General features: G+C 72.1%; 11 protein-coding genes. 5 read left to right on the forward strand and 6 right to left on the reverse strand.

What is annotated here, in order from left to right; genetic code table 11:
* The first annotated feature begins 159 nt into the window (after window positions 1-159).
* Window positions 160-2,628 (forward strand): glycoside hydrolase family 9 protein, encoded by a 2,469-nt coding sequence (locus tag IF43_RS0100950; protein WP_030192668.1) that lies wholly within the window; start codon window positions 160-162, stop codon window positions 2,626-2,628.
* Between the two features lie 76 nt (window positions 2,629-2,704).
* Here IF43_RS0100950 and IF43_RS0100955 read toward each other — a convergent pair whose 3' ends face one another.
* From IF43_RS0100955 to IF43_RS0100965, 3 genes are all read right to left on the reverse strand, one after another.
* Window positions 2,705-4,138, reverse strand: a complete 1,434-nt coding sequence (locus IF43_RS0100955; RefSeq protein ID WP_030192672.1) for an endo-1,4-beta-xylanase — start codon at window positions 4,136-4,138, stop codon at window positions 2,705-2,707.
* Between the two features lie 94 nt (window positions 4,139-4,232).
* Window positions 4,233-5,522, reverse strand: coding sequence for a glycoside hydrolase family 6 protein (locus IF43_RS0100960; protein ID WP_030192673.1), 1,290 nt, complete (start codon window positions 5,520-5,522; stop codon window positions 4,233-4,235).
* Between the two features lie 41 nt (window positions 5,523-5,563).
* Window positions 5,564-6,538, reverse strand: coding sequence for a glycoside hydrolase family 6 protein (locus tag IF43_RS0100965; protein ID WP_030192674.1), 975 nt, complete (start codon window positions 6,536-6,538; stop codon window positions 5,564-5,566).
* Window positions 6,539-6,764: 226 nt separating this feature from the next.
* Between IF43_RS0100965 and IF43_RS0100970 the strand changes: the two genes are divergently transcribed.
* Window positions 6,765-7,835, forward strand: coding sequence for a LacI family DNA-binding transcriptional regulator (locus IF43_RS0100970; RefSeq protein ID WP_234331910.1), 1,071 nt, complete (start codon window positions 6,765-6,767; stop codon window positions 7,833-7,835).
* Window positions 7,836-7,874: 39 nt separating this feature from the next.
* Here the strand turns inward: IF43_RS0100970 and IF43_RS0100975 are convergent, their stop codons facing one another.
* The 3 genes from IF43_RS0100975 to IF43_RS0100985 are packed head-to-tail and all read right to left on the reverse strand — an operon-like array spanning window position 7,875 to window position 12,583.
* Window positions 7,875-9,344, reverse strand: a complete 1,470-nt coding sequence (locus tag IF43_RS0100975; RefSeq protein ID WP_030192676.1) for a glycoside hydrolase family 43 protein — start codon at window positions 9,342-9,344, stop codon at window positions 7,875-7,877.
* Window positions 9,341-11,560, reverse strand: coding sequence for a glycoside hydrolase family 3 N-terminal domain-containing protein (locus IF43_RS0100980; protein ID WP_030192677.1), 2,220 nt, complete (start codon window positions 11,558-11,560; stop codon window positions 9,341-9,343). Before IF43_RS0100980 ends, IF43_RS0100975 begins: the two co-directional genes overlap by 4 nt.
* 9 nt (window positions 11,561-11,569) lie before the next feature.
* On the reverse strand, window positions 11,570-12,583 hold the full coding sequence (locus IF43_RS0100985; RefSeq protein ID WP_030192679.1) for a LacI family DNA-binding transcriptional regulator: 1,014 nt from the start codon (window positions 12,581-12,583) through the stop codon (window positions 11,570-11,572).
* A gap of 231 nt (window positions 12,584-12,814) precedes the next feature.
* Between IF43_RS0100985 and IF43_RS0100990 the strand changes: the two genes are divergently transcribed.
* The 3 genes from IF43_RS0100990 (at window position 12,815) to IF43_RS0101000 (ending at window position 15,916) form a co-directional block, all read left to right on the forward strand.
* Window positions 12,815-14,107, forward strand: a complete 1,293-nt coding sequence (locus IF43_RS0100990; RefSeq protein ID WP_030192681.1) for an extracellular solute-binding protein — start codon at window positions 12,815-12,817, stop codon at window positions 14,105-14,107.
* Window positions 14,108-14,192: 85 nt separating this feature from the next.
* Complete coding sequence (locus tag IF43_RS0100995; protein WP_234331911.1) at window positions 14,193-15,089, forward strand: carbohydrate ABC transporter permease; 897 nt, start codon at window positions 14,193-14,195, stop codon at window positions 15,087-15,089.
* On the forward strand, window positions 15,086-15,916 hold the full coding sequence (locus IF43_RS0101000) for a carbohydrate ABC transporter permease (RefSeq protein ID WP_030192685.1): 831 nt from the start codon (window positions 15,086-15,088) through the stop codon (window positions 15,914-15,916). The genes IF43_RS0100995 and IF43_RS0101000 overlap by 4 nt, the downstream gene beginning before the upstream one ends.
* Window positions 15,917-16,029 lie beyond the last annotated feature (113 nt).

Genomic DNA, 16,029 nt, shown 5'->3' on the forward strand with positions numbered 1-16,029 from the left:
GGCCGGCGGGCCGGGCGCGCAGCGCCGTGCCGGTCGACTACCCGTAGCGCCGTCGGTCAACTCCCCCTGCAACCGCGGGTCTTGACGGGGCCATTCGAGGGCTGGCTTGATGGGAGCGCTCCCACATCTATCTCCAGCCCACCAAGGAAGGCTCCACCCGTGCCTCCTGTCACCTCCACCCGCAGCGTGCCGCGTCGCGCGGCAGCCGTGCTCACCGGCCTGACGCTGGCCGTCGGCGCCCTGTCCACGAACGCCCTGACCGTTCCGGTCGCGGCCGCCGGCCCCGTGACCGCCGCCGGCACATCCATCCGGGTCAACCAGCTCGGCTACCTACCCGACGGCCCGAAGCGGGCCACCGTGGTCAGCCCTGCGACCACCCCGGTCGCCTGGCAACTGCGGGACGGCTCGGGCGCGGTGGCCGCCTCCGGCACCACCACCGTGCACGGCTCCGACCAGGCCTCCGGCGAGTCCACGCACCTGGTGGACTTCGGCGCGTACGCCGGCACCGGCACCGGCTTCACCCTGGTCGTCGACGGCCGGAGCAGCCACCCCTTCGACGTCTCCGCCGCCCTGTACGACGGACTGCGCGCCGACAGCATGTCGTTCTTCTACCAGCAGCGCAGCGGCATCGCGATCGACGCCGCCCTGGCCGGCGGCGCCGCCTATGCCCGCCCGGCCGGCCACCTGGGCGTGGCCCCCAACAAGGGTGACACCAGCGTCCCCTGTCAGGCCGGCGTATGCGACTACCGGCTCGACGTGCGCGGCGGCTGGTACGACGCGGGCGACCACGGCAAGTACGTGGTCAACGGCGGCATATCCGTCTGGGAGATGGTCAACTCCTTCGAGCGGGCGCACCGTTCGGGCGGCGACGCAGCCCTCGGGGACGCGACGCTGCGCGTGCCGGAGCGTGGCAACGGCCTGCCGGACGTGCTGGACGAGGCCCGTTGGGAGCTGGAGTTCCTGTTGCGGATGCAGGTTCCGGCCGGGAAGCCGATGGCCGGAATGGCCTTCCACAAGGTGCACGACGCCCAGTGGACCGCCCTGCCCACCCGGCCCGAACTCGACCCCGAACAGCGCGAGCTGCACAAGCCGTCGACGGCCGCGACGCTGAACCTGGCGGCCTCGGCCGCGCAGTGCGCCCGGGTGTACGCGCCGTACGACGCCGCGTTCGCCGCGCGCTGCCTGGACGCGGCCCGCCGCGCCTGGACGGCCGCCAGGGCGAACCCGAACGTGCTCGCCCCGGCGTCCGACAGCACCGGCGGCGGTGCGTACGAGGACGCGGACGTCTCCGACGAGTTCTACTGGGCGGCGGCCGAACTCCTGGCCACCACCGGCGAGTCGCAGTACCGGGACGCCGTCACCTCCTCCGCCCACCACACCGAGCCCGTCGACGCGTTCTACTGGGGCGGCACCGCGACGCTCGGTCGCATCACCCTCGCCACCGTCCCCGGCGTGGCCCTGCCCGCCGACGACGTGGCCCGGCTGCGCGGTCTGCTGACCACGGCCGCCGACGGCCACCTGTCCGCCATGGCCGGCCAGGGCTACGCGGTGCCGCTCCCCGCCACCGGGTACGTCTGGGGCTCCAACAGCTCGGTCGCCAACAACGCGATGGTGCTGGCCGTGGCGTACGAGCTCACCGGTCAGCAGCGGTACCGGACGGGAGCGCTGGAGTCCCTGGACTACCTGCTGGGCCGCAACGCACTCGACCTCTCCTACGTCACCGGCTACGGCGAGCGCCACGCCCAGAACCAGCACCACCGGTTCTGGGCGCACCAGAACGACGCCTCGCTGCCGCACCCGCCGGCCGGTTCCCTCGCGGGCGGCCCGAACGCGGGGCTGGAGGACCCGGTGGCCAGGGAGAAGCTCCAGGGCTGCGCGCCGGCGGCGTGCTACGTGGACGACATCGGCTCCTATTCCACGAACGAGGTGGCCGTCAACTGGAACGCCTCGCTGGCCTGGCTGTCGGCCTTCGCGGCCGAGCGGCGCGGCGCCCCTGCGGTGCCCGCGGTGCAGGTGGCACCGGTGGCCGTGACCGTCCCGGAGGGCGGTTCGGCGCCGGTGGACGTGCGGCTCTCGGCCGCGCCCGCGCAGAACGTCACGGTGGCGGTGGCCCGGACGTCCGGGGACGAGGACCTGTCGGCGGCCGCGACGCTGGTGTTCACCCCGGCGAACTGGGCGACGGTGCAAAGGGTTGCGGTCTCTGCCGCGCAGGATGCCGACGCGTTGGCGGGCAGTGCGACCTTCGCGGTCGGCGGCCCCGGCGTGCAGAGCGCGTCGTTCACGGCGGCGGAGGCGGACGACGACGCGCCAGCGGCCTCCTGCACGGTGGCGTACCGGATCGACAACGCCTGGGGCAACGGCTTCACGGCGACGGTGACCGTGCGGAACACCGGAACCGCGGCGGTCTCCGGCTGGGCCCTGGGCTGGAGCTTCGCGGGTGACCAGCGGATCGGCAACGCCTGGAACGCCACGGTGACCCAGTCGGGCAGCGCGGTCACCGCCCGGGACGCCGGCTGGAACGGCACGCTGGCCCCCGGCGGCAGCGCGAGCTTCGGCTTCCAGGCGACGTACTCGGGCACCAACGCGGTCCCGGCGCGCTACACGCTCAACGGAGCACCCTGCTCCTGAACGCCCGCCCGAGAACGCTCTGCCCGCCGCCCCTCGGGGACGGCGGGCAGAGCGCGTTCCAGGGGCACTGATCAGTTCACGTACGGGTCCAGCGCTGGTTGCCGTCGCTCGAGCAGGAATAGAGCTGGATCAGGGTGCCGTTGGCGGTGCCGTTGCCGACGGCGTCGAGGCAGAGGCCGGACTGGACCCCGACGACGGAGCCGTCGGAGTTCAGGCGCCACTTCTGGTTGGCGCCGCCCCAGCAGCTGTAGATCTGGACCTTGGCGCCGTTGCCGGTGCCGGCGGCGTCCAGGCACTTGGTGCCGTAGACCCGGAACTCGCCCTCGGGGGTGTACGTCCACTGCTGGTTGGTGCCGTTGTTGCAGTCCCACAGGGTGACCTGGGTACCGTCGGCCGTGCCGGCACCGGGTACGTCCACGCAGCGGCCCGAACCGACGCCCTTGATCTGCCCCTGGCCGGGCGACGGGGGCATCGAGGAGCCGGCGTTGAGGGCGCTCAGCACGGAGCCGTAGGCGGGCTTCTTGTTGCCGCTGCCGTCGAACAGCAGGGGCGACTGGTCCGATCGCCAGGAGTCCGTGTCGCGCACACCCCAGACGGTGATGCCCAGGCAGCGCCGGACGGCCAGGCAGTCGTCCGTCACGTTGGCGTAGGTCGTGGCCGAGGCGCCCTGGATGTCGAGCTCGGTGACGGCCACGTCGACGCCGAGGGCGGCGAAGCTCTGCAGGGTGGTGCGGAAGTTGCTGTGGTACGGGCTGTCGTTGTTGAAGTGGGACTGGAAGCCGACGCAGTCGATCGGCACGCCGCGCTGCTTGAAGTCCCGGACCATGGCGTACACCGCCTGGGTCTTGGCCCAGGTCCAGTTCTCGATGTTGTAGTCGTTGTAGCAGAGCTTGGCGGCCGGGTCGGCGGCGCGGGCGGTGCGGAAGGCGGCCTCGATCCAGTCGTTGCCGGTGCGCTGCAGGTTGGAGTCGCGGCGGGCGCCCGAACTGCCGTCGGCGAAGGCTTCGTTGACCACGTCCCACTGGACGAGCTTGCCCTTGTAGTGGCCCATCACCCCGTTGATGTGGTTGACCATCGCCTGGCGCAGCCGGCTGCCGCTGAGGTTCTGCATCCAGCCGGGCTGCTGGGAGTGCCAGGCCAGGGTGTGGCCGCGTACCTGCTTGCCGTTCTGTACCGCCCAGTTGTAGACGCGGTCGCCGGCGGCGAAGCTGAACCGGCCCTGCTGGGGCTCGGTGGCGTCGATCTTCATCTCGTTCTCGGGCGTCACCGAGTTGAACTCGCGGCCCGCGATCGTCGTGTACGCCGAGTCGCCCAGCCGGCCCGAGGCGATGGCGGCGCCGAAGTACCGGCCGCTCTGCGCTGCCGCGCGGCCGAGCGTGCTTTCCGCGGCGTGCGAGGTCACCGGCGCGGCCAGCGCTGCGGCGGTACCGAGGAGGGCGACGGCCAGGGCCGCGCGGAGTCCGCCGGTCCTCCGGCGGACGGGGGTGCGGGGAGTGGCGTGTGAGCCCATGAAAGAACCTCCAGGACGTTGGATCACGGAAGGATCGGAGCGTTGCGGGTGGATCCGCGTGGGCGACGCAAACCAGGGGGTGGAGAGGAGTCGGTCAGCGCAGGACCGTGTTGAACTCCAGTGCGGGATCGGCGTTCCGGACGAGGGACGCGGCCTGCTCCGGCCACCACACCCCGGCCGCGGGATCGACGATGCCGTACTCCGGGTCGATGGTCCCGCCGGGGACGCTGCGGTTGCACTGGCCGTCGGACTGGCCGACGGTCTTGATCCACAGGTAGGCGTCGACCAGCGGGACGCGGGTGTCGGCGGTCGGCCGGTCGCCGATGCCGCGACCGGGGGCGTTGCACCAGGTCTGCGGGTCGCCGCTGTACTTGCCCGCCGGCGGCGTCCAGGCGCCCCGGCCGTTGCGGCTGGTGTCGACGACGAGGTGGACGAGCTCCTCCGTGGGCGGGGTGCCGACGTTCTGCCGGAACCACCGGTCGGTCCAGTGCCAGGTGGACGGATCGTCCACGGACACGGAGTTGCCGGTCTGCCCGTCGTTGGGTGCCGCGGGGGAGTAGTACTGGCTCGCGCACCACTCGGGGTGCCCCCGGCCCCGGTCCGGCCCCTTGGTGGCGAACCACAGGCACTGGGAGACCCAGGTGCCGTAATGCGTGGACAGACCGGTGGCCAGGTAGTTGGAGACGTTGAGGGAGAGGCCCCGGGTACGGGTGACACCGGCCTGGAGCAGCCGCCGCGTGATGTCGCCGACACTGCGCCAGTGGCTGTTGCCGGCATCCAGGTACACGACGCTGTTCGGCTGACGCGCCAGGGCGTCGACCGCGTGGTTGAGGTCGGCCATGCGCCCGGTGGTGAGGGCGCCGGTGGGGTCGCTGTCGGGACCGCAGTCGGAGGGGAGGTTGGCCAACCCGTCGGGTTCGAGGACGACGACGGCCTTGCTGCTGCCGAGTCCTCGGGCGAAGGCGCTGATCCAGGCCTGGTACGCGGCGTCCGACTGCGCCCCTCCCGAGGAGTACTGGGAGCAGTCGCGCAGCGGGATGTTGTAGGCCACCAGGACGGGGACGGTCCGGGTCCGCCCGGCACGGCGCACGAGATCGCGTACGCGGGACTCGACCTGCGCGGGGGTGCCGTCGGTGAACCAGGCGGCCTCCGGCCAACTGGCCAGCTTCGCCATGGCCGTGGCGCCCTCGAAGTCCCCGTGGAGGAGATCGGAGACTGCCTGGTGGGCCGCGTCGCCGTCGGGACCGACGGAGAAGCGGGTGTTCGCGGGAAGCGTGTGGGAGGCCGGCACGGAGCTCGCCTCGGCGGGGACCGGGGCGGCGGCGCCCAGCAGCAGCACGAGTGCGCTCGCTGCCAGGGCCCGGCGGTGCAGGGGTGTGCGCACGGGGTTTCCTCCGGTGGGGGTCCGTCCTGCGGTGAGCGGGTTCAGTAGCCGTAGATCATCTTGTAGGCGACCTCGGGCAGGAACTGCCCGGCCGAGGAGCCGGCACCGACGCCGCAGTTGCCGTCGGACTCGCCGGGGAGCTTGATCCACAGCAGCATCTCGGCGCCGCCTCCGCCGCGCTGGCTCGGGGTACCGATCCGGCGGCCCGCGGGGTTGCACCACTGCCCGTTGGAGCCGTTGCCGTTGCGGCTGGTGTCGACGACGAACGGCTTCGTGTAGCCGTAGGAGCCGAGGGCGGAGTTGACCGCGTTGCCGTAGGCGGTGTTCTGGTCCGTGGTGAAGTAGTTGGAGACGTTCAGCACGAAACCGCGGGCCCCGCCGACGCCGGCGGCGGCCAGCTGCTGTGCCATGGTCGAGGCTCCGATCCAGCCGGGGTTCCCCGCGTCGAGGTAGACCCAGGTGTGGGGGGCCTTGGCCTGGAACTGGGCGATCGCGTTCTTCAACATGGCGTTGCGTTCGGCGATCTGAGCGGCCGTCATACAGCTCTCGTGGCCGAGCGCGTCGGGTTCGAGGACGACGACGGCCGGGCGGTTGCCGATGCCCGAGGCGAAGGCGGCGATCCAGGCGTCGTACGCGGCGCGGCTGCCGGCGCCGCCGCCGGAGTGGCCGGCGCAGACGTCCCGGTTGGGGATGTTGTACGCGACCAGGACCGGCAACTTGTCGAGGGAGTCCGCACGGCCGACGTACGCGCCGGTGGCCGCGCCGATGTCGCCGCTCCAGTTGCCGAACCAACGGGCGGCCGGGGTGCGGCCGATGGACGTCCGGATCGCCGCCGCCCGCCCGTCGCCCGGGTTCGCGTCGCTCCACCGCAGGGCGGAGTTGTCGGGGTCGGTGTAGAAGCCGCTGGTCATGGTGGTCGGGTCGGCCGCGTACGCCGCACCGGCGCCGATCAGGGCGAGACCGGTGCCGAGGACGCCGGCCAGCAGAGCCGACACGGCTCGCAAGGAGGTGCGCATGGTGGATCTTCCTCCGGGAGGTGGGGAAGTGTGGAAGCGCTTCCAGTTTGGGGGAGGGTCGGATCGCGCTGTTGGGATGATTGGGTTCGTTACGAGCGTGTGTCAATAGGTTGAACGCGAAACAGTCCCGGCCCACTTGATGGCGCCACAAGTTGGAAGCGCTGCCGGAACGAGACCGAGGACGGGGCCCCTGTGCAGGTCCGGAGCCGGTGCGGGGCATGGAATCATGGCCGCTGTTCGCCGTCCGCGTGAGCACGAGGAGCAGGTCGCCATGGAGCCGTCGCCCAAGCGCATGCCGACTCTCGACGAGGTGGCCGCACGAGCCGGGGTGTCGCGCACGGCGGCCTCCCGGGTGATCAACAACGCCCCGCACGTGAGCCGCGCCAAGCGGGAGGCGGTCCAACGCGCGGTGCGCGAGCTGTCTTTCGTGCCGAATCCGGCTGCGCAGGCCCTGGCGACCCGCAAGGTCGGAGCGGTGGTGCTGGCCCTCTCCAGCGACGAGCCGGGGCTGTTCGCCGACCCGTTCTTCGCGGAGGTCGTCGTCGGCGTCAGCGCGGCGCTGGAGCCGACCGAACTCGAACTGGTCCTGCTGCTGGCCAACACCCCGCGCGGCCGGGAGAGGTTCGAGCGGTTGCTGCGCTCCCGCCGGGCCGACGGCGTCATGCTGATGGCACTGCGCGGTGACGACCCCCTGGGGCGCCTGTGCGAGGAGGTCGCTCTCCCCGTCGTCTTCGGCGGTCGCCCGCTCTCCGGGGAGCCGACGTGGTACGTGGACGCCGACAACCGGGGCGGTGCCCGGCTGGCTGCCGAGCACTTCGCGCGGACCGGGCGCCGGCGCCCCGTCATGATCACCGGACAGGTGGACGCCGGGGCCTCGGTCGCGCGGGAGCAGGGGTTCACCGACGGTCTGACCCTGTCCGGCCTGTCGCTGCTCGGGGTCGAGCCCGGGCAGTTCACCGAGGACGGCGGCGCCGGGGCGATGGAGCGGCTGCTCCGAGCGCGCCCCGACGCGGTCTTCGCCGCCTCCGACGCCATGGCCATCGGCGCTCTGCGCACCTTGCGGGAACGCGGGCTCCGGGTGCCCGAGGACGTCGCGGTGATCGGCTTCGACGACCTGGCCAGCGCCCGGCACACCAGCCCGCCGCTGACCACGGTCCATCAGCCGGTCCGGGCGCTGGGGCAGGAGATGGCCCGGATGCTGGTCAGCGCCATCGAAGGACACCGCCCCAGCCCGTTGATCCTCCCGACCCGCCTGACCGTGCGCGAGTCCGCCCCCGATCTGCCCACGCCGGCCTGATCGGCGGGCGGGGCCCCGGACCGACACCGGCATCACAGGTCACGGGCGCCCGCGTCCCGGTGGTTCCCGCCCGCACGGGTACGCGAGGGCGAACCAGGGGAAGTGCGCCTGGTTGGTGGAAGGGCGGCCGTCGGAGGTGGCGTAGAGGCCGAGCTGGACGCTGGTGAACAGCGGGGTGAGGAAGGCGGCTTCGACGGTGGCCAGGTCCCGCCAGGTGCCGTCGCGCGCCGCGTGGGCGAAGGTGTGGGTGAAGCCCCGGATGCGGGCTCCCAGGAGCACGGGACCCGGCGGGACGGGAACGCCGGCCAGGACCTCGGACCCGCGGCGGAGGGTGAGTCCTGCCGTCGTGCGGAGGAGGACGAGATGGGCGTCGTCGTCGAGGACCACGGCGAGGCCCGCCTGTTCGCCCGGCGCGGCGGGGGTGAAGTGCAGTTCGGTGGAGACGTCGCAGTCGGGATGTTCCTGGGGGCGGGCCAGCAGGGACGGGGTGGTGCGTTCGCCCAGGCGCTCGGGGCGGAGCCGCAGGCGTAGTCCGTCGCCGGTGGTCCAGAACCGCGAGGGCGGGGTGCGCAGGGTGCTCCAGTCGGGGGAGAGGGTGGCGAAGCCGTCGTGGACGGGGCGGCGAGGGGCGGTGTGGACGACGGGGGAGAAGACCGGCCAGCCCTCGTCCCAGGTGACCCGGCTGAGGAAGGTCTCGCGGCCGATGGCGGAGCCCGGTCGGACGCCCAGAAGGACGGCCCGCCAGTCCCCGTGCGGGGTCAGGACGAGGTCGGCGTGCCCCGTGCAGGTGACGGGGCCGGTTGCGGGTGGGAGTACCGGGTTGCCGGGTGCGCCCTCGTACGGGCCGGTCACCTGGTCGGCGCGGGCGGCCACCACGCTGTGGTCCACGTCCGTACCGCCCTCGGCGGTGAGCAGGAGGTAGCTGCCGTCGACCTTGTAGAGGTGCGGGGCTTCCGACCACCGGGCGCCCGGGTGGCTCCCCCGCCACAGGACGTGCTCGGGTCCCGTGAGCCGTCGTTCGCGGGGGAGGTACTCGCGCATCCAGATCTCGGTGCGTCCGGCGGCCTCGTCCACCACGCGGGCGGCCGTGAACCAGGCCCGGCCGTCGCCGTCGCCCCGCCCGTCGTCGAAGAACAGCGACGGGTCGAAGCCCTCGCCGTCCAGCCAGTGCGGTCGCGACCAGGGCCCCGCGGGATCGGCCGCCGTGACGACGAAATGGCCGGGGCCGTCCATCAGCGTGCAGACGAGGTGGAAGACGCCGTCGTGGTAGCGGATCGTCGGTGCGAACAGGCCCCGCGAGGGCGCGCACCCGGCGAGGTCGAGCGCGGCCGCCCGGTCGAGGGCGGAGCCGATGCGCCGCCAGTTCACGAGATCGCGGCTGTGGAACACGGGAAGGCCCGGGAACCACTCGAAGCTGGACGTCACCAGGTAGTAGTCCGCCCCCGCCCGGCAGACGGACGGGTCGGGCCGGAAGCCCGGCAGCACGGGATCGCCGAGGAAGCCGGTCATGGCAGCGGGACGGTCTCGACCGGCACGGACAGCACACGGTCGGCCGCCGGGTGGCGCACCGGTCCCCGGAGCGTGAAGGTGCCCCGGAGCGGAAGATCGCCGCTGGAGCGTCCGACGGCCACGCGGATCTCCCCGGGCTCCACTCTCCTGCGCAGGTCGAGCCCGGTGAAGGAAGTCCGGTCGGCATGGACGGAGAAGGCGACCCGGGCGGCCGCGCCCGGTGGCAGTTCCACCCTGGCGAATCCCGCGAGCCACCGCTGCGGCCGGACGACGGACGCCACGGGGTCCGAGAGGTACAGCTGCACCACCTCGGTCCCGGCCACGTCGCCGACGTTGCGTACGGTGGCCGACACGGCGACGGACCCGTCCGTCGCGGCGACGGGATCCACCGCGAGGTCCGAGAAGGTGAAGCGGGTCCAGCTCAGCCCGTGTCCGAAGGGGAACAGCGGGGTCGGGTCCACCGAGCTCCAGTCGGTGCGCCCGCCGAGCCTGGCGTGCAGGTACGTGCCGGGCTGCCCGCCGCCCCGGCGGGGGATCGAGACGGGCAGCCGCCCGGACGGTTCCGCGGCCCCGCTGATGATCCGGGCCAGCGCCGTCCCGCCCTCCTCGCCGGGGAAGAAGGCCTGCACCACGGCCGCTGCGCGCTCGGCCAACGTGCCGAGCGCGTAGGGCCGTCCGGAGACGAGGAGCAGCACGGTCGGCACCCCGGAGTCCAGCACGGCGGAGGCGAGCGCGGCCTGGTCGCCGGGCAGATCGAGGGTCTCGGCGTCGCAGCCCTCGCCGGAGGTGCCCCGGCCGAACATGCCGGCCCGGTCCCCGAGCACCAGCACGTTCACGTCCGGATCGTCCGTCGTGACCGTGAACCCGGCGGCGGTGAGCGCCTGGCCGAGCGTCGGGATCTCCAGCCCGGGATCGCCCGGCGGCGCGACGTGGTTGGGGAAGGAGTAGCAGCCGAGGAAGGCACGGGGGTCGTCGGCGTAGGGCCCGCTGACCGCCACCCGGCACGGCTCCAGCGGCAGGGTGCCGTCGTTGGCGAGCAGCACGGTGGACCGTTCGGCCAGGAGCCTGGCCAGTTCCCGGTTGTCCGGCGGGTCGAGGTCGACGGGCTCGGCCTTGACGGGTTCCCAGTCGGGGTCGAGCAGGCCGAGTTCGGCCTTCTGCCGCAGGACCCGTTCCGCGGCCCGGTCGACGAGCTCCGCGGAGAGGCTTCCCGACCGCACGAGTTCGGTGAGCGGCTCGCCGTAGCAGCGGGCCGTGGGCAGTTCGACGTCGATTCCGGCGGTCAGCGCCAGCGCACCGGCCGCGCCGCGCGATCCGGCGACGCCGTGCCGGGTCTCCAGGAAGGAGACGGCGTAGTAGTCGGCGACGACCACACCGCTGAAACCGAGCTCGCCCCTGAGCAGCCCGGTCAGCAGCCGTTCGTCGGCTGCCACCGGGACGCCGTCCACGTCGGTGTAGCTGTTCATCACCGATCGGGCGCCTCCCTCGCGCAGGGCCCGTACGAAGGGCTCGACCAGCACGTCGCTGAATTCGCGCGGCCCCGAGGCGACGGGCGCCATGTTCCGGCCGCCGCGCGAGGCCGAGTACCCGGCGAAGTGCTTGAGCGTCGCCACGATCCCGGCGCCCTCCAAGCCCTGCACGTAGGCGGTGCCGATCGCTCCGACGAGGTAGGGGTCCTCGCCGATGCACTCCTCGGTCCTGCCCCACCGGTAGTCGCGGACCACGTCGAGGACCGGAGCCAGCCCCTGGTGGACGCCGACCCGCCGCATCCCCGTCCCGATGGCGGCGGCCATCCGGCGCACGAGCCCGGGATCGAAGGACGCGCCCCAGGCCAGGGGCGCGGGGAAGACCGTCGCCCCCGCGGTCATGAACCCGGTCAGGCACTCCTCGTGCGCGAGGGCCGGAATCCCGAACCGGCCGGATCCGGTGACCTGGCGCTGGAGCGAGGCGAGCCGCTCCATCCCGGCTTCCGCGGTGACCGGAGCGGTGCCGAAGATCCGGGTGAGCTGGCCGAGCCCGTGGCCCACGATGTCGTCGAGACCGGGCGCGGACTCGCCGGAGTCGTCCTCGATCGGCGCCACCGGCGTCCCCGGATCCGAGGGCAGCGCCCAGAACCCGGTGAGCTGGGCCGCCTTCTCCTCCAGGGACATCCGCTCCAGCAGATCGGCGACCCGTACGGACACGGGCAGGAGGGGGTCGCGCCAGGGCTCGGTCAAGGAGTCCTCCTAGGGACGGGGTGGGGCGGTGGAGAGCCGGACCTTGAGTTCGGTCGAGAGCTCCATCCGGGGGCTGACCAGGGGCTGGCCGTCCAGGAGCTGGAAGAGCGTGCGGGCGGCGAGCTGGCCCATCTCCTCCAGCGGCTGGCGCACCGTCGTCAGCGGCGGAGACAGCCATCCGCACATAGGCAGGTCGTCGAACCCGATGACGCTGAGGTCCTGCGGGACCCTCAACCCGGCCTGCCGGGCTGCCTCGTAGACGCCCATCGCCTGCTGGTCGCTGCCGGCGAAGACGGCGGTCGGCGGCTCGGGGAGGGCGAGCAGTTCCCGGGCCCGCCGGAACCCGCCCTCGTGCTGGAAGTCGCCGAACCGGATCAGCTCGCGGTCGACCTCGATGCCGGCCCGCTCCAGCGCGGCCCGGTACCCGTCGATGCGGGCCTGGCTGCAGAGCATCTCCTTGCGCCCGCCGATCGCGGCGATCCGGCGGTGCCCCAGCTCCAGCAGGTGCTCGGTGGCGGCGAGGCCGCCCGCCCAGTTGGTCGCGCCGATGCTCGGCACACCATGGCCCGGCAGGTCGATCGGGTCGATGACGACCAGCGCCACCCCCGCCCGTTCCACCTGGGTGCGCTGTGCCTGGGTGACGGAGGCGGTGACGAGGATGACGCCGTCGCTGTGGTGCAGGACCGGCAGTTGGGCCCAGCTCGACGGCGTGGCCTCGCCCGGCGGGAGGAGGGACACGACGGTGCCCACGCCCCGCCGGGCGCACTCGGCCTCGACGCCGCGCAGTATCTCCACCGCCCACGCGCTGTCCAGTCCGCCGATGATCAGATCGACCAGGCCGGACCTGCGCGCTCGTCCCTGCCGGCCGGGGGGCAGGTAGTTGTGGGTGCGCAGCAGGCCCTCGATCCTCTCGCGCGTCGCGGGCGCGACATCGGAGCGGCCGTTGATCACCTTGGAGACGGTGGCCTGGGAGACCCCCGCCTCCGCGGCGATGACGGCCAGGGTCGGACGCTGCTCACTCAACTTCGCTCCTCTGCGCGGACGCCTTGGACCGGCGACACATATCGCAAACTTTCGAAGAGTTTCCGGTCGGTGCGAGCGGGTTGTCAAGCTCCAAGTGGGCGTCCATTGCATGCAATTCGGCGGCAGGGGTTGACCGGCAGGCCCCGCGTTCCTAGTTTGTGGCAGCACGAATTCGAGAAAGTTACGAAATGTTTTCGGAGTCGAACCGGCATCCCCCACCCCGGAGGTCCCATGGGCAGCACACCCCCGACCCGACGTAGCTTCCTGGCTCTCTCGGGCCTGACCGCTCTGTCCGCCTCGCTGACCGCGGCCTGCGGAGGCGGGGACCCGGGCCCGGGATCTGCGGCCGGCGGCAAGGTGGCCTTCGCGTGGTGGAACATCGCCACCACGGAGCCCGGCAAGTCCCTGTTCCCGCAGATCTCCTCGGCGTTCACGGCTGCTCACCCGGACATCACCGTCAAGACCACCTCGTTGGAGAACGAGGCGTTCAAGTCCAAGCTGACGGCCGCCACTTCGTCGGGCAGGCTGCCGGACGTCTTCCAGACCTGGGGCGGTGGCGTGCTGCGGCAGCAGGTCGACGCCGGGCTGGTCGAGGACCTCACCGACGCGCTCGGCTGGTCGTCCGAGCTCACCCCCGTCTCGCTGCGGCCCTACCAGTTCGAGGGGCGGACCTACGGGGTGCCGTACGACGTCGGCATGGTCGGCTTCTGGTACAACAAGAGGCTCTTCGCCAAGGCCGGGATCACCGCTCCGCCGGCCACCTGGGCCGAACTCCTCGAAGACGTCCGGAAGCTCAAGGCGGCGGGCGTGACCCCGATCGCCCTCGCGGGCAAGGAGAAGTGGCCCGGCCACTTCTACTGGGCCTACCTCGCGATGCGCGTCGCGGGGCTCCCGGCCTTGCAGGAGGCCGCGACGTCCAAGGACTTCACCGGCGCCGGCTTCGTCCGGGCGGGCGCCCGTCTCAAGGAACTGGTCGACCTCCAGCCGTTCCAGACGGGCTTCCTCGGCGCCGGCTACGCCACGCCCGGCGGCCAGGCCGCGACCATGGGCAACGGCAAGGCCGCCATGGAGTTGATGGGGCAGTGGGGGCCGTCGGTGGAGAAGGACGCCGGCGCCGACCTCGGAGCTGACCTGGGGTTCTTCCCCTTCCCGATCGTCGACGGCGGCGTCGGTCAGGTCACCGAGGTGCTCGGCGGCGGCGGCGGATTCGCGCTGCGCAAGGGCGCGCCGAAGGAGGCGCTGGACTTCCTGAAGTTCTTCGTTCTGGAGAACGAGTCCAAGCTGCTGGCCTCCAACGGCTACCTGCCGGTGGTCAAGGGCGCGGAGAGCCGGCTCACCGACCCCAGCAGGAAGGTGGTGGCCGACAGCCTGGTCAGGGCGACGGGCTTCCAGCTCTACCTCGACCAGGCGTACCCGCCGGCGGTCGGCGAGGAGGTCAACGACAGCGTCGCCGCCCTCCTCGCCGGCAGGAAGACCCCCGCGCAGGTCGCCGAGTCGATCACCGAGGCTGCGAAGGGTGCCTAGCTCCGTGTCCACGCCGACCGAGGAGCGGACGCAGGACGTCCTGCCGGCGGGCCCGCCCACCCCGGCGCGCCCGCCCCGGCGCGGGGTGCGGAGCTGGGCGTCGGTCGCGTGGTTCCTCGCCCCGGCTCTGGTCCTCTTCCTCGTCTTCGTCCTCGCCCCGATCGCCGTCGCCGTCTACACCGGCTTCTTCACATGGGGCGGGGCCGGCCCCATGGACGACTTCGTGGGCTTCCGGAACTACGCCAAGCTGTTCGACGACCGGGTCTTCCTCGGCGATCTCGGGCACGGGCTGTACCTGATCACCCTGTCGCTCACCGTGCAGTTGCCGTTCGCGCTCTTCACCGCGGTCCTGCTCAATCAGCGGCTGCGCGGCCGGGCCGTCTACCGGATGCTGTTCTTCGCGCCGTACGTCCTGTCCGAAGTCGTCACGGCCGTCCTCTTCTCCATGATCTTCCTGCCGGGTGACGGCATGGCGGACCACCTCGCGGGCGCCCTCGGCCTGGAGGGGCTGCAGGGCAGGTGGCTCGCCGATCCCACGACGGTCCTGCCGACCCTGTTCGTGGTCATGACCTGGAAGTACTTCGGGTTCCACATGATGCTCTTCCTCGCCGGGCTGCAGGGCATCCCGGGCGAGATCCTCGAGGCCGCCGCCATCGACGGCGCCGGCGCGTGGCACCGCTTCCGGCACGTGACGCTGCCGCTGCTCGGCCCGACGATCCGGATCAGCGCATTTCTTTCGGTCATCGGGGCCGTCCAACTCTTCGACCTCGTCTGGGTCATGACCGCGGGCGGGCCCAACCACTCCTCCGAGACGATGGCGATCTCGATTTTCCAGTTCGGGTTCAAGCGCTACCAGGTCGGCTATGCCAGTGCGCTCAGCGTGGTGCTGTTCTTGATCAGTCTGATCTTCTCCCTCTTCTACCAGCGGTACGCGCTGCGCCGTGACCTGAGCGGGGCGGTCACCTCGGGAGGCGGCCGATGAAGGCCCGTAAGGCGGTGCGAGCCCTGTCGCTGCACGCCGTGGTCTGGCTGATCGGCGCGTTCGTCGCCGTGCCGTTGGTCTACGCGGTGATCTCCGGGTTCAAGAGCACCGGCGAGCTGACGACCAACCCGTTCGGCCTGCCCGAGCACTGGAAGGCCGGCAACTACACCGGCATCCTCGGCGACGGGATGTTCTGGCGGCAGCTCGCCAACAGCGCGGGCACCGCGATCGCCACGGCGTGCTGCACGGTGGCGGCGTCCGCGATGGCGGCCTTCGTACTGGCCCGCTACGCCTTCCGGGGCAGGGAGCTGTTCTACACGCTGTTCACGATCGGTCTCATGTTCCCGTTCGCGGTGGCCGTCCTGCCGCTGTTCCTGCTCCTGCGCACCTTCGGCCTGCTCGACAACCCGCTCGGAGTGGTCCTCCCGCAGGCGGCCTTCGGGCTCCCCATGACGATCGTCATTCTGCGGGGCTTCTTCCGGACCATCCCGGCGGAGGTCGAGGAGGCGGCCGTCATGGACGGCTGCGGCAGGTTCCGCTTCTTCTGGAAGATCCTGCTGCCGATGGCGCGTCCGGCGCTGGGTACGGTATCGGTGCTGTCGATCGTCGCGAGCTGGAACAACTTCTTCCTGCCGCTGCTGGTGTTCAACGACCCCCGATGGCAGACGGTCCCGGTCGGAGTCCAGCAGTTCCAGGGCCAGTACTCGACGGACTACGCGCTCGTGCTCGCCTACATCGTGCTCGCCATGGTCCCCGCCCTCGCGTTCTACGCCGTCGCCGAGCGGCAGCTGATCGGCGGCCTCGCTGCGGGCGCCACCAAGGGCTGATCCGTCCCGCGCGGCCTCCCTCCCCGAAGGGGCGTGACGAAACGCCCAGCACGCCGGCATGCGCCATTTTGTTAGCGCTAACAACGCCACTGTCCGAGTCCGCACCCGATCCC

The sequence above is a fragment of the Streptomyces sp. NRRL S-87 genome, from assembly GCF_000719335.1.
Taxonomy (GTDB): Bacteria; Actinomycetota; Actinomycetes; order Streptomycetales; family Streptomycetaceae; genus Streptomyces.

Excerpts from the sequence above, each read along its gene's own strand:
- IF43_RS0100965 (WP_030192674.1), bottom strand. The coding sequence starts at position 6,538 with ATGCGCACCTCCTTGCGAGCCGTGTCGGCTCTGCTGGCCGGCGTCCTC.
- IF43_RS0101000 (WP_030192685.1), top strand. The coding sequence starts at position 15,086 with ATGAAGGCCCGTAAGGCGGTGCGAGCCCTGTCGCTGCACGCCGTGGTC.
- IF43_RS0100970 (WP_234331910.1), top strand. The coding sequence starts at position 6,765 with ATGGCCGCTGTTCGCCGTCCGCGTGAGCACGAGGAGCAGGTCGCCATG.
- IF43_RS0100955 (WP_030192672.1), bottom strand. The coding sequence starts at position 4,138 with ATGGGCTCACACGCCACTCCCCGCACCCCCGTCCGCCGGAGGACCGGC.
- IF43_RS0100975 (WP_030192676.1), bottom strand. The coding sequence starts at position 9,344 with ATGACCGGCTTCCTCGGCGATCCCGTGCTGCCGGGCTTCCGGCCCGAC.
- IF43_RS0100990 (WP_030192681.1), top strand. The coding sequence starts at position 12,815 with ATGGGCAGCACACCCCCGACCCGACGTAGCTTCCTGGCTCTCTCGGGC.